Origin of the sequence: Pseudomonas sp. 7-41 (assembly GCF_021233075.1) — a bacterium.
Classification (GTDB): Bacteria; Pseudomonadota; Gammaproteobacteria; order Pseudomonadales; family Pseudomonadaceae; genus Aquipseudomonas; species Aquipseudomonas veronii.
In genome coordinates this window covers 4,989,848-5,002,986 of sequence record NZ_CP089551.1, presented here as the reverse complement: position 1 = coordinate 5,002,986, position 13,139 = coordinate 4,989,848, and the positions used below count along the sequence as shown (strand labels likewise).

Sequence of the window (13,139 nt, the reverse complement as noted above, 5' to 3'; positions counted from 1 at the left end):
GGGTCCTTGCGGGACGGCTTTCAGCGAAATTGTCATGGGGTTATCCCCTTTATTGTCAGCACTCCAGGCGTCGTCCGAGGGGTGTTCTCCAGCTATTTAGTATTGGGAAGCCACAATGATTGGCATAAAAAGCATCGCCAGTTACGTGCCGGCCGACGGGATCGATAATTACGCCCAGGGTGCCAAATTCGCCAAGGATGAAGAGTTCATCATTGGCAAGATCGGGTCGGCATTCCTGCCGCGCAAGGAAGCTGGGCAGGAGACCTCCGACCTGTGTGTCGAAGCGGTCAATGCATTGTTTGCCAACAACCCGCAGTTGAAGCGTGAGTCCATCGACGCGCTGATCGTCGTCACCCAGAACGGCGACGAAGAGGGCTTGCCCCACACCGCCGCCATCGTCCAGGACAAGCTCGGCCTGCCGACTCACGTCGCTGCCTTTGACCTTTCCCTGGGTTGCTCCGGCTACGTCTATGGCATCTACGCGATGAAGGGCTTCATGGAGGCCACCGGCCTGAAGAACGGCCTGCTGATCACCGCCGATCCGTATTCGAAGATCGTCGACCCGGAAGACCGCAACACCACCATGCTGTTCGGCGATGCCGCCACCGCGACCTGGATGGGTGAAGATGCCTCGTGGTTGCTCGGCAAGGCCAAGTTCGGCACCGACGGCTCCGGCGCACCGCACTTGAAAGTCAGCGACGGCGTGTTCTTCATGAATGGCCGCCAGGTGTTCAACTTCGCCTTGCTCAAAGTGCCGGCGCACTTGCACGCGCTGCTCGATGAGTCGGACCTCAAGGCCGACGACATCGATGCCTTCTGCATTCACCAGGGCAGTGCGGCGATTGTCGACGCCGTGGCGCGGCGTTTCGAAGATGCGCCAGTGGAAAAATTCATCAAGGACATGGTCGAGACCGGCAACACCGTGTCGTCGAGCATTCCGTTGCTGCTGGAAAAGCACGCGATGGACTCCACCTGGAAACGCGTGGCAATCAGCGGATTTGGGGTGGGCCTGTCCTGGGGCTCGGCGATTCTCTATCGTCCGTGACGCTTAAATAGGTTGCACGCGCTTCAAGCATGAAGACGCCGATGATCGAACGATCATCGGCGTTTTTTATTTGGCGCCAGAAAAACCAATGAAATCAGGCCTTTTTGCCGGACTAAGCCCTTGAATTACAAGGGGTGGCACGGTGCTAGTAAAAAAAATCAAAAAACTCCTCAAGCAACCGGCTACCACGACGATAACTATTACGTAGGTTCTCTAGGCCACACCCGGCGGTTGCCAGGGCCGGAAGCCGCAGTATCCATCCAACGAGGATTTCGTCATGGCTTTAACAGTAAACACCAACATTGCTTCCATCACTACCCAGGGCAACCTGAACAAAGCTGGCAGCTCCCTGGCCACTTCCATGCAGCGCCTGTCTTCCGGCCTGCGTATCAACAGCGCTAAAGACGACGCTGCCGGCTTGGGTATTGCTACCCGCATGACTAGCCAAATCAACGGCCTGGGTCAAGCAGTCAAGAACGCCAACGATGGTATCTCCATCGCGCAAACCGCTGAAGGCGCAATGCAGGCTTCGACCGACATTCTGCAAAAAATGCGTACCCTGGCTCTGTCTTCGGCTACTGGCTCCCTGAGCACCGACGACCGTAAGTCGAACAACGACGAATACCAGGCTCTGACTTCGGAACTGACCCGTATCTCGCAAACCACCACTTTCGGCGGCCAGAAACTGCTGGACGGTTCGTACGGTACTAAAGCTATCCAAGTTGGCGCCAACGCTAACGAAACCATCAACGTAAGCCTGGACAACGTTGCTGCCAACAACATCGGTTCGCAGCAGATCAACAGCCTGGGCATCACCCCTGGTGCTGGTGTTGCTGGTGGCGCAATCGCTGTGACTGGTAACGGTCAGTCTACCAGCGTAACCGTAGCTGCCGCTGCTTCCGCTAAAACCATCGCTGCCCAACTGAGTGGCGCCGTCGGTGGCCTGAGCGCTACTGCCAGCACTGAAGCTCAGTTCGTTGTCGGCGCGGGTGCTGCTGCTGCTCCGGCTTCGTTCACCATGACCGTTGGCGGCCAAGCCACCACGTTCGTCGGTGTGAAAGATACCGCCAGCCTGGCTGACCAACTGAAGTCGAACTCCGCCAAACTGGGTATCAGCGTTAACTACGATGAATCCAAAGGCACTCTGTCGGTTAAATCCGACACTGGTGAAAACCTGGCCTTCAGCGCTTCGACCGCTGCCGGTACCATCACTGTTGCGACCAAAGACGGTTCCGGTACCTACGGTACTGCTACTGCCCTGGCTGACGGCATCATCGCTACCGGTGCTGTGAACATGAACTCCTCCAAGGGTTACTCCCTGGAAGGTGCTGGTGTGACCGGTCTCTTCGGTGCCGCGACTTCCGCTGCCTCGGCCAAGACCTCCGTATCGCAGACCGACGTGACTGACGCCACCAAGGCTCAGAACGCTGTGTCCGTGATCGACCAGGCTATCGCTACCATCTCCAGCTCCCGTTCGGGCCTGGGTGCTGTTCAGAACCGTCTGACCAGCACTGTGGATAACCTGACCAACATCCAGAAAAACACTACATCTGCCCGTAGTACTGTTCAGGACGTCGACTTCGCTTCCGAAGCCGCTGAACTGACCAAGCAGCAAACCCTGCAGTCGGCTTCCACCGCGATCCTGTCGCAGGCTAACCAACTGCCATCCGCTGTACTGAAGCTGCTTCAGTAATCACGGCACTGGGTAAATGATGGGGGGGCGCGTTTACGTGCCCTTTCGTCTTTTCCAATCAGAGGAGATTGGGCATGGACATGAATGTAAAACTGAACTTGTCTTATCCGCCACAGGCCCCTCAAGGCCCCGTGGCACCTGTGGTTGCTGACAAAGACAAGACTAAGGTTGAGCCGGCCGCGCCAACCACGGATAAGCCCCAAAAGGGCGATCTGGAAAAAGCGGTCACCGATATTAAAGAATTCGTACAAGCGGCCCAGCGTAATCTGGATTTTTCCATTGATGATTCCACCCATAGGGTTGTGGTCAAGGTCATTGCCACCGACACCGGTGAAGTGATCCGCCAGATTCCCTCGGAAACGGCCTTGAAGCTGGCGCAAAGTTTGTCCAGCGCCAGTCACGTATTGTTTGACGACAAGGCTTGAGCTGGCATGAAAATTGTTGCTGTTACGGCTTGAAGTGTTCTTCGTCAAGATAACGGCAGCCACCGTAAAGGAGAAAGATGATGGCGGGTACAACGATTACTGGCGTGGGGTCGGGCTTCGACACCCAGGCAATTGTGAAATCCCTGGTGGATGCCGAGCGAGCGCCGAAACAGGCGCAGATCAACACCCAATCGCAAAAGGCAACTACCCAGCTGTCGTCGATCGGCAAGATCCAGGCAGCCCTGGACGCCTTTCGTGGTGCGCTGACCAGCATGGGCACCGATAACAGCTTCAGCGGCTTGACCGGTACCTCTTCGGACGAAAAGGTCGCCACCATGACGGCCAACCAAGGTGCGGCGAACGGCAGCTTCTCGCTGATCGTCAACCAGCTGGCCACGCCTTCGAAGCTATCGACCAAAACGTTTGCCGGTGGCCAGTCGACAGTCGTCAACGCCGGCACCACGCCGACAACGCTGACAATCACGCAGTCGGGCAAGAACTTTGATTTGAGTGTGCCGGCAGGCGCGACACTGCAACAGGTGCGTGATTCGATCAACTCCACGTTCGGCACCGCCGGCCTGAGTGCCAACATCCTCACCGACTCCACCGGTTCGCGTCTGATCCTGACCTCCACCAATGGCGGGGTCGGTTCGGACCTGACGATGTCGGGCAACTCTGGGATTGATACCGGCTACACGGTAGTCAGCCCGCCTCAGAACGCCAAGTACACTATCGATGGCATTGCGGCGGAGTCCAAGTCCAACAGCATCACGGATGCGGTGAGTGGGGTAAGCATCAAGTTGCTGTCGCTGTCGCCTACGGTCACGGCCAACGATCCGAATACAACCAACCCGCTTCGTACCGCCATGACCATCTCGGTCAGCACCAGCGCCACCGCGCTGAAGTCCGGGGTCAAGGGCTTCGTCGATACCTACAACGCTCTGCTCAAGGCCATGAACGCCGAGACCAAGGTCACCAAGGATGCTGCCGGTAACTCCATCGCCGCAACCCTGACTGGCGACTCGACCATGCGTACCTTGCAGTCGGCGATCCGCAACGAGTTCAACGCACTGTCCGGCAACGGCACCTTGAAGTCCCTGGCGCAGTTCGGCGTCACGACCGACCAGGACACCGGGGCGCTGAGTATCGACAGCAAGCAGTGGGATAAGGCTGTCGCCACCAATGCTGCCGACATCAACAGTATTTTCAGCGGCAAGACCGGCTTGCTGGCGCGCCTGACGGCGGCTACCGATGGCTACGCCAAGGCCTCCACCGGGATTCTGGCGACGCGCACGACTTCGTTGGCCGACAGCCTGAAAGACCTGACCAAGCAGCAAACCGATCTGGATGATCGTCTCACGACGATGCAGGACTCCTTGACCCGCAAGTACACGGCCATGGACACGCTGGTGGCGCAGTTGCGGCAACAGAGCAGCAGCATCCTTGGCACGCTCAGTGCGCTGAGCAACTCCAAAAGCAGCAGCTGATTGAATGTGCGTGAAAAAGCCCGGGTCCGTTGACCTGGGCTTTGTTCTTTATAGCGCCGGCGGGTTAAAGTTTTTTGCGATCCAGTCGACATAATGGTTACTGCAACCCATCTAGCTGTTGCCTGTCACGAGGTAGAAACATGAATCCCATGAGAGCCCTTCGCCAATATCAGAAGGTCAATTCCCATGCTCAGATCTCCGAAGCCAGCCCGCATCGCCTGGTGCAAATGCTGATGGAGGGCGGTCTGGACCGTATGGCGCAAGCCAAAGGGGCGCTGGCGCGTGGCGATATCGCTCAGAAGGGCCTGATGCTCGGCAAGGCTTCTGACATCCTCATTGGCCTTCGTGATGGCCTGGATGCGGAAAAAAGCGACAACAAGGAATACGTCCAGCAATTGGACGGTCTATATGTCTATATGACCAACCGTCTGATGGAAGCCAATTTGCACAACGATGTCGACATGATCGACGAAGTCGCTCGTCTGTTGATTACCGTCAAAGAAGGCTGGGATGCCATTGCCGCACCACAAGGTGCCGCACAGTAAGGCCTCGGCCTTGAGGAACTGATCATGAGCCAAGCACTGCAACGCATCGATGAAACCCGCGAAGCCCTGATCGGCGCGCTGGCGGAGCGCAACTGGGAAGCCGTTGGCGAACTGGACCTGGGCTGTCGCGCGGTGATTGATCAGGTACTCAGCGAAGCGCCGGTGGACGAGGACGCCCTGCGGGAAAAGCTGGAGAGCTTGCTGGCGGTGTATCAGCAGTTGCTTGAGGTGACGACCGGTGAGCGCCAGGCGATTTTCGAAGAGATGTCGCAGATCAACCGAGCGGAAAGTGCGTCAAAGGTTTACCATTTGTTCGGCTGAATGGGCTCAGTTAATCCGAACGGTGCGTCATATATTTGACTGTGCCAGCATTTTTGACTTAACTAGTGCTGTTTTCAGATTTCAGACGTCTAGTAAGGTAAGAAATCTTACAAACGTCTAGATTGCCCTCACTCTGGGGCAGAGCGTTTTACTAGGGAAGTTGCTATTGCATGTGGCGTGAAACCAAAATTCTGCTGATTGATGACGATAGCGTCCGCCGCCGCGATTTAGCGGTGATTTTAAATTTTCTTGGCGAAGAAAATCTGCCCTGCGGTAGCCATGATTGGCAGCAGGCGGTCAGCTCGTTGTCCTCGAGCCGTGAAATCATTTGTGTACTGATCGGGACGGTAAACGCTCCTGGCGCAGTTCTGGGCTTGTTAAAGACACTGTCAACCTGGGATGAGTTCCTTCCGGTGTTGCTGATGGGCGATATTTCTTCGCTCGACCTGCCGGAAGACCAGCGCCGCCGGGTGTTGTCCGCCCTGGAAATGCCGCCCAGCTACAGCAAATTGCTCGACTCCCTGCACCGCGCCCAGGTCTATCGCGAGATGTACGACCAGGCCCGTGAGCGCGGTCGTCACCGCGAACCCAACCTGTTCCGCAGTCTCGTCGGCACCAGCCGGGCGATCCAGCACGTGCGCCAGATGATGCAGCAAGTGGCCGATACCGACGCCAGTGTGCTGATCCTCGGCGAGTCGGGCACCGGCAAGGAAGTGGTCGCGCGCAACCTGCACTATCACTCCAAGCGCCGCGACGGGCCCTTTGTGCCGGTCAATTGCGGGGCGATCCCGGCAGAGCTGCTCGAAAGCGAACTGTTCGGCCACGAGAAGGGCGCCTTTACCGGGGCGATCACCAGCCGTGCCGGGCGTTTCGAGCTGGCCAACGGCGGCACGCTGTTCCTCGACGAAATCGGCGACATGCCGCTGCCGATGCAGGTCAAGCTGTTGCGCGTGTTGCAGGAGCGCACCTTCGAACGTGTGGGCAGCAACAAGACCCAGAGCGTCGACGTGCGGATCATTGCGGCTACCCACAAGAACCTCGAAAGCATGATCGAGGTCGGCAGCTTCCGCGAAGACCTCTATTACCGCCTCAACGTGTTCCCGATCGAGATGGCCCCGCTGCGTGAGCGCGTGGAAGACATCCCGTTGCTGATGAACGAACTGATCTCGCGCATGGAGCACGAAAAGCGCGGTTCGATCCGCTTCAATTCGGCAGCGATCATGTCCCTGTGCCGCCATGGCTGGCCGGGCAACGTCCGCGAGCTGGCCAACCTGGTGGAGCGCATGGCGATCATGCATCCCTACGGTGTGATCGGCGTGGTCGAGCTGCCGAAGAAATTCCGCTACGTCGACGAAGAAGACGAGCATCTGGTGGACAGCCTGCGCAGCGACATGGAAGAGCGGATCGCCATCAACGGTCATACCCCGGACTTCGGTGCCACCGCGATGCTGCCGCCGGAAGGCCTTGACCTCAAAGACTACCTCGGCAACCTTGAGCAAGGGTTGATCCAGCAGGCCCTGGACGACGCCAACGGCATCGTCGCGCGTGCCGCCGAGCGCCTGCGCATCCGTCGAACCACCCTGGTGGAAAAGATGCGCAAGTACGGGATGAGCCGTCGAGACGGTGATGAACAGGCAGATGATTGACGCCTGTTTTTCAAGCAACTGAAAACTAAGCGCATTTTTTTAGGCACGGGTATTGCTACAGCCCTCGCAACGTTCCGTTTAACTGACGGTCAGCCAAGCGAGAGAGCATGATGCCCCACGCCGCCCAACTACCTTCGGCCCCTGAACTCCAGGGGCCTGTCCCGTCCGCCGAACAGCTCAGCCGGCATGGCCTTGAGCAGGCGTTCTCGCTGTTCAGTCAGATGTCCAGCCAGTTGACCGACTCCTACAGCCTGCTGGAAGCGCGGGTCTCCGAACTCAAGGGCGAGTTGGCGGTGGTCAGTGCCCAGCGCATGGAAGAGCTGGCCGAGAAAGAGCGCCTGGCCAACCGTCTGCAGAACCTGCTCGATCTGTTGCCTGGCGGTGTGATCGTCATCGACGACCAGGGCCGTGTGCGCGAAGCCAACCCGGCCGCCTGCGACCTGCTCGGACTGCCGTTGGAGGGCGAACTGTGGCGCCATGTCATCAGCCGCTGCTTCGCGCCGCGTGAAGATGACGGCCATGAAATCTCCCTCAAGGATGGGCGCCGCTTGTCCATCGCCACTCGCTCCTTGGACGCGGAGCCCGGTCAACTGGTGCTGCTCAACGACCTGACTGAAACCCGTCACCTGCAAGACCAACTGGCGCGCCATGAGCGCTTGTCGTCGCTGGGTAGGATGGTCGCTTCTTTGGCGCATCAGATCCGCACGCCGTTGTCGGCGGCGTTGATCTACGCCAGTCATTTGACTGATGAGCAATTGCCCGCCGACACCCACCAGCGTTTTGCCGGACGCCTCAAGGAGCGCTTGCATGAGTTGGAGCACCAGGTGCGCGACATGCTGGTGTTTGCCCGCGGCGAATTGCCGCTGACCGACCGCATCACGCCGTCCGGCCTGATGCAGGCGTTGCAAGCGGCGGCCGCCACCCATGTGCAGGACGCCAATGTGCGCTGGCAGTGCGACAGCCACCAAGGCGAATTGCTGTGCAACCGCGACACCCTGGTGGGCGCGCTGCTCAACCTGATCGAAAACGCGACCCAGGCCAGCGGCCCCGGTGCGCGGCTCAAGGTGCATGTGTACGCCCGTGCGCAAACCCTGCGCCTGTGCATCAGCGACAGCGGTAGCGGTATCGAGCCGCAGGTGCTGCAGCGCCTGGGCGAACCGTTTTTCACCACCAAGACCAACGGTACGGGCCTCGGCCTGACGGTGGTCAAGGCTGTGGCGCGCGCCCATCAGGGAGAATTGCAGCTGCGTTCCCACTTGGGGCGTGGCACTTGTGCATTGATGACCTTGCCGCTGTTTTCATGCGCGGCAAGCGCGGAGTAAAAGGCTATGGCTATCAAGGTTCTGTTGGTGGAAGACGATCGTGCCCTGCGTGAGGCATTGGCTGACACGCTGCTGCTGGCGGGCCATGACTATCGGGCGGTCGGTTCTGCCGAGGACGCCTTGGCGGCGGTGGAGCAAGAGGCCTTCAGCCTGGTGGTCAGCGACGTGAACATGCCTGGCATGGACGGCCATCAGTTGCTCGCGCTGCTGCGCGCACGCCAGCCGCAGTTGCCGGTGCTGCTGATGACCGCCCATGGCGCCGTCGAGCGCGCAGTGGATGCCATGCGCCAGGGCGCGGCGGATTACCTGGTCAAGCCGTTCGAGCCCAAGGCGTTGATCGAGCTGGTGGCGCGGCATGCCCTGGGGGTGATTCCTGTCGGCGAGGCAGACGGCCCGATTGCTTTTGAGCCGGCCAGCGCACAATTGCTGGAGCTCGCGGCCCGCGTGGCGCGCAGTGATTCCACCGTGTTGATTTCCGGCGAGTCGGGCACCGGCAAGGAAGTGCTGGCGCGCTATATCCACCAGCAATCGGGGCGCGCCCAGCAGCCCTTTATCGCGATCAATTGCGCGGCGATCCCCGACAACATGCTCGAAGCCACGCTGTTCGGCCACGAAAAGGGCTCCTTCACCGGCGCCATCGCGGCCCAGGCGGGCAAGTTCGAGCAGGCCGACGGCGGTACCATCCTGCTCGACGAAATTTCGGAAATGCCCCTGGGTTTGCAAGCCAAACTGCTGCGGGTGCTGCAGGAGCGTGAAGTGGAGCGGGTCGGTGCGCGCAAGCCGATCCAGCTGGATATCCGCGTGGTCGCCACCACCAACCGAGACCTGGCGGGTGAAGTGGCGGCGGGGCGCTTTCGTGAAGACTTGTTCTACCGCCTCTCGGTATTCCCCCTGGCCTGGCGCCCGCTGCGCGAGCGCCCGGCGGACATCATCCCGCTGGCCGAGCGCCTGCTGAACAACCACGTCAAAAAAATGAAGCACGCTCAGGCGCGGCTGTCGGCCGAAGCCCAGGCATGCCTGATCGGCTACCCCTGGCCCGGCAACGTGCGGGAGCTGGATAACGCCATTCAGCGCGCGTTGATTCTGCAACAGGGCGGCTTGATCCAACCCCAGGACTTCTGCCTGGCCATGGGCAGCGGCGCCGCGCCGTTACCGAGCCTGGCGCCCGCGCCGCTGGTCGCCGAAGCCGAATCCGCCGGGGCCCTGGGCGACGATCTGCGCCGCCGTGAATTCCAGATGATCATCGACACCCTGCGCGCCGAACGCGGCCGCCGTAAAGAAGCGGCCGAGCGCCTGGGCATCAGCCCACGCACCCTGCGCTACAAGTTGGCGCAGATGCGGGATGCGGGAATGGACGTGGAAGCTTATCTGTTTGCTATCTGAGCGGTAACAAGGTCGACAAGTTTTGTCGCCTTTTCTTACAGGTTGATACAGAGCTGGCACCCTTGTTGCTACCACCCCTAGTAACCGCTGCGTAGTGTCAAAAAATTGCGGGTCGTCGGAGAGAGAAGGTCATGAGCCAGGGTATTGAGTTCAATCGGTTGATGTTGGATATGCGCTCCATGCAAATGGACGCCATGGCTCAACCGAAATCCGTCGCACAAGCGCCGGAATTGGGCCAAAGCAGTTTCGCCGATATGCTCGGCCAGGCCATCAACAAAGTCAGTGACACCCAGCAAGCCTCCAACCAGTTGGCGACCGCGTTCGAGATCGGCAAGAGCGGCGTGGACCTGACCGACGTGATGGTCGCTTCGCAGAAAGCCAGTGTGTCCTTTCAAGCCTTGACCCAGGTGCGCAACAAACTGGTCCAGGCTTATCAAGACATCATGCAGATGCCGGTTTAAGGACGAGATTTAAGTCATGGCAGAAGCAGTCGTGGACAACGTACCCGCCAAGACAGACGGCAAGCCGCCGCTGTTTGGCCTGTCGTTCCTGGAAAACCTCTCGGAAATGACCATGCTGCGTCAGGTGGGCCTGATGGTCGGCCTGGCGGCCAGCGTGGCGATTGGTTTTGCTGTGGTGCTGTGGTCGCAGCAACCCGATTACCGGCCGCTGTACGGCAGCCTGGCCGGTATGGACTCCAAGCAGATCATGGAAACCCTGGCCGCCGCCGACATCGCCTACACCGTGGAGCCCAACTCCGGGGCGCTGCTGGTCAAGGCCGATGACGTCGCCCGGGCGCGCATGAAGCTGGCCGCCGCCGGCGTGACCCCGTCCGACAGCAACATCGGTTTCGAGATCCTCGACAAGGACCAGGGCCTGGGCACCAGCCAGTTCATGGAAGCCACCCGCTACCGTCGTGGCCTGGAAGGCGAACTGGCGCGCACCATCTCCAGCCTCAATAACGTCAAGGGCGCGCGGGTCCACCTGGCGATTCCGAAGAGTTCGGTGTTTGTGCGCGACGAGCGCAAGCCAAGTGCCTCGGTATTGGTCGAACTGTTTTCCGGCCGCTCCCTGGAGCCTGGCCAGGTGTTGGCGATCATCAACCTGGTGGCCACCAGCGTTCCCGAATTGAGCAAGTCGCAAATCACCGTGGTCGACCAGAAGGGCAACCTGTTGTCCGACATGGCCGAAAACTCTGCGCTGACCCAGGCCGGCAAGCAGTTCGACTACAGCCGCCGCATGGAAAGCATGCTCACCCAGCGTGTCCACAACATCCTGCAACCGGTGCTGGGCAACGACCGCTACAAGGCTGAAGTGTCCGCCGACGTGGATTTCAGTGCCGTCGAGTCGACCTCCGAGCAATTCAACCCGGACCAGCCGGCCCTGCGCAGCGAGCAGTCCACCAGCGAACAACGCACCGCCAGCAACGGCCCGCAAGGCGTACCGGGTGCCCTGAGCAACCAGCCGCCGGCCCCGGCCTCGGCACCGCAAACCACCGGCGGCGCTGCCGCGACCGCGGGCGCCATCGCTCCCGGCCAGCCACTGTTGGACGCCAACGGCCAACAGATCATGGACCCGGCCACCGGCCAGCCGATGCTCGCTCCGTACCCGGCGGACAAGCGTAACCAGTCGACCAAGAACTTCGAACTCGACCGTTCCATCAGCCACACCAAGCAGCAACAGGGCCGGATCAACCGCCTGTCGGTGTCGGTGGTGGTCGATGACCAGGTCAAGGTCAACGCCGCTGACGGCGCCGTCACCCGCGCACCGTGGAGCGCCGACGAATTGGCGCGCTTCACCCGCCTGGTGCAGGATGCCGTCGGTTTCGACGCCAGCCGTGGCGACAGCGTCAGCGTGATCAACATGCCGTTCTCCGCCGAGCGTGGCGAAGTGATCGCCGAAGCGGCGTTCTACACCCAGCCGTGGTTCTGGGACATCGTCAAGCAAGTGCTGGGCGTGTTGTTCATCCTGGTGCTGGTGTTCGGCGTACTGCGTCCGGTGCTCAACAACATCACCGGCAATGGCAAGAAACAACTGGCGGCCTTCGCTGGCGGCGACGTCGAGTTGGGTGGCATGGGCGGCCTGGACGGCGAACTGGCCAACGACCGCGTCAGCCTCGGCGGCCCGCAAAGCATCCTGTTGCCAAGCCCGAGCGAAGGCTATGACGCTCAGTTGAACGCAATCAAGAGTCTGGTGGCAGAAGACCCGGGCCGTGTGGCCCAGGTCGTGAAAGAGTGGATTAACGCAGATGAGTGATAATCGAGCCGCTGTTGCCAAACTCACCAAGGTCGACAAAGCCGCAGTCCTGCTGCTGTCCCTGGGTGAAACCGACGCCGCCCAAGTGCTGCGCCACATGGGCCCTAAAGAGGTTCAACGGGTCGGCGTGGCCATGGCGCAAATGCGCAACGTTCACCGTGAGCAGGTCGAACAGGTGATGAGCGAGTTCGTCGAGATCGTCGGCGACCAGACCAGCCTGGGCGTCGGCTCCGACAGCTACATCCGCAAGATGCTCACCTCGGCCCTCGGCGAAGACAAAGCCAACGGCCTGATCGACCGCATCCTGCTGGGTGGCAACACCAGCGGCCTCGATAGCCTCAAATGGATGGAACCGCGCGCCGTCGCCGACGTGATCCGCTACGAACACCCGCAGATCCAGGCGATCGTGGTGGCGTACCTCGACCCGGACCAGGCCGGCGAAGTGCTCGGCCACTTCGACCATAAAGTGCGCCTGGACATCATCCTGCGCGTATCGTCGTTGAACACCGTGCAGCCGGCGGCCCTGAAAGAACTCAACACGATTCTCGAGAAGCAGTTCTCGGGCAACTCGAATGCTTCGCGCACCACCTTGGGTGGTATCAAGCGCGCCGCCGACATCATGAACTTCCTCGACAGCTCGGTCGAAGGCCAGTTGATGGACTCGATCCGCGAGATCGACGACACCCTGTCCGGCCAGATCGAAGACCTCATGTTCGTGTTCAACAACCTCTCCGATGTCGACGACCGCGGCATCCAGGCGCTGTTGCGCGAAGTCTCCTCCGACGTGCTGGTACTGGCCCTCAAGGGCTCGGACGAAGGCGTCAAGGAGAAGATCTTCAAGAACATGTCCAAGCGCGCCTCGGAACTGTTGCGCGACGACCTGGAAGCCAAAGGCCCGGTGCGCGTCAGCGACGTGGAAACCGCCCAGAAGGAAATCCTCACCATTGCCCGCCGTATGGCCGAAGCCGGAGAAATCGTTCTCGGCGGGAAGGGCGGCGAAGAAATGATCTAAGGCG

The 13,139-nt window shown here is 60.3% G+C and carries 12 protein-coding genes; all 12 read left to right on the top strand.

Going from position 1 to position 13,139, the window contains the following annotated elements:
• Positions 1-115 precede the first annotated feature (115 nt).
• The 12 genes from LQ249_RS22590 (at position 116) to fliG (ending at position 13,135) form a co-directional block, all read left to right on the top strand.
• Positions 116-1,045, top strand: coding sequence for a ketoacyl-ACP synthase III (locus LQ249_RS22590; protein WP_057003862.1), 930 nt, complete (start codon positions 116-118; stop codon positions 1,043-1,045).
• A 277-nt stretch (positions 1,046-1,322) separates the two neighbouring features.
• Positions 1,323-2,738, top strand: coding sequence for a flagellin N-terminal helical domain-containing protein (locus LQ249_RS22585; RefSeq protein ID WP_057003863.1), 1,416 nt, complete (start codon positions 1,323-1,325; stop codon positions 2,736-2,738).
• 74 nt (positions 2,739-2,812) lie between these two features.
• Entirely contained in the window at positions 2,813-3,163 is a 351-nt protein-coding gene (locus LQ249_RS22580) for a flagellar protein FlaG (protein WP_057003864.1), read from the top strand.
• Positions 3,164-3,243: 80 nt separating this feature from the next.
• Positions 3,244-4,650 (top strand): flagellar filament capping protein FliD, encoded by a 1,407-nt coding sequence (gene fliD, locus LQ249_RS22575; protein ID WP_169881310.1) that lies wholly within the window; start codon positions 3,244-3,246, stop codon positions 4,648-4,650.
• 140 nt (positions 4,651-4,790) lie between these two features.
• Positions 4,791-5,195 (top strand): flagellar export chaperone FliS, encoded by a 405-nt coding sequence (gene fliS, locus LQ249_RS22570; protein WP_057003866.1) that lies wholly within the window; start codon positions 4,791-4,793, stop codon positions 5,193-5,195.
• A 24-nt stretch (positions 5,196-5,219) separates the two neighbouring features.
• Entirely contained in the window at positions 5,220-5,516 is a 297-nt protein-coding gene (locus LQ249_RS22565) for a hypothetical protein (RefSeq protein WP_057003867.1), read from the top strand.
• A 170-nt stretch (positions 5,517-5,686) separates the two neighbouring features.
• Positions 5,687-7,162 carry a sigma-54 dependent transcriptional regulator gene (locus tag LQ249_RS22560; protein WP_046382517.1) on the top strand — a complete coding sequence of 492 codons (1,476 nt, stop codon included), beginning with the start codon at positions 5,687-5,689 and terminating at the stop codon, positions 7,160-7,162.
• A 110-nt stretch (positions 7,163-7,272) separates the two neighbouring features.
• Positions 7,273-8,484 carry a sensor histidine kinase gene (locus LQ249_RS22555; protein ID WP_046385204.1) on the top strand — a complete coding sequence of 404 codons (1,212 nt, stop codon included), beginning with the start codon at positions 7,273-7,275 and terminating at the stop codon, positions 8,482-8,484.
• 6 nt (positions 8,485-8,490) lie between these two features.
• On the top strand, positions 8,491-9,867 hold the full coding sequence (locus tag LQ249_RS22550) for a sigma-54-dependent transcriptional regulator (protein WP_017845376.1): 1,377 nt from the start codon (positions 8,491-8,493) through the stop codon (positions 9,865-9,867).
• A 131-nt stretch (positions 9,868-9,998) separates the two neighbouring features.
• The gene (gene fliE / locus LQ249_RS22545; protein WP_046382518.1) at positions 9,999-10,328 is read left to right on the top strand and encodes a flagellar hook-basal body complex protein FliE; all 330 of its coding nucleotides are present in this window, start codon (positions 9,999-10,001) and stop codon (positions 10,326-10,328) included.
• 16 nt (positions 10,329-10,344) lie between these two features.
• Complete coding sequence (gene fliF, locus LQ249_RS22540) at positions 10,345-12,123, top strand: flagellar basal-body MS-ring/collar protein FliF (RefSeq protein WP_017845378.1); 1,779 nt, start codon at positions 10,345-10,347, stop codon at positions 12,121-12,123.
• Complete coding sequence (gene fliG / locus LQ249_RS22535) at positions 12,116-13,135, top strand: flagellar motor switch protein FliG (RefSeq protein ID WP_010563975.1); 1,020 nt, start codon at positions 12,116-12,118, stop codon at positions 13,133-13,135. The genes fliF and fliG overlap by 8 nt, the downstream gene beginning before the upstream one ends.
• Positions 13,136-13,139: the final 4 nt, after the last annotated feature.

Coding starts and splice junctions, on each gene's coding strand:
- fliF (WP_017845378.1), top strand. CDS start 10,345: ATGGCAGAAGCAGTCGTGGACAACGTACCCGCCAAGACAGACGGCAAG.
- LQ249_RS22585 (WP_057003863.1), top strand. CDS start 1,323: ATGGCTTTAACAGTAAACACCAACATTGCTTCCATCACTACCCAGGGC.
- fliG (WP_010563975.1), top strand. CDS start 12,116: ATGAGTGATAATCGAGCCGCTGTTGCCAAACTCACCAAGGTCGACAAA.
- LQ249_RS22555 (WP_046385204.1), top strand. CDS start 7,273: ATGCCCCACGCCGCCCAACTACCTTCGGCCCCTGAACTCCAGGGGCCT.
- LQ249_RS22580 (WP_057003864.1), top strand. CDS start 2,813: ATGGACATGAATGTAAAACTGAACTTGTCTTATCCGCCACAGGCCCCT.
- LQ249_RS22550 (WP_017845376.1), top strand. CDS start 8,491: ATGGCTATCAAGGTTCTGTTGGTGGAAGACGATCGTGCCCTGCGTGAG.
- fliD (WP_169881310.1), top strand. CDS start 3,244: ATGGCGGGTACAACGATTACTGGCGTGGGGTCGGGCTTCGACACCCAG.
- fliE (WP_046382518.1), top strand. CDS start 9,999: ATGAGCCAGGGTATTGAGTTCAATCGGTTGATGTTGGATATGCGCTCC.
- LQ249_RS22565 (WP_057003867.1), top strand. CDS start 5,220: ATGAGCCAAGCACTGCAACGCATCGATGAAACCCGCGAAGCCCTGATC.
- fliS (WP_057003866.1), top strand. CDS start 4,791: ATGAATCCCATGAGAGCCCTTCGCCAATATCAGAAGGTCAATTCCCAT.
- LQ249_RS22590 (WP_057003862.1), top strand. CDS start 116: ATGATTGGCATAAAAAGCATCGCCAGTTACGTGCCGGCCGACGGGATC.
- LQ249_RS22560 (WP_046382517.1), top strand. CDS start 5,687: ATGTGGCGTGAAACCAAAATTCTGCTGATTGATGACGATAGCGTCCGC.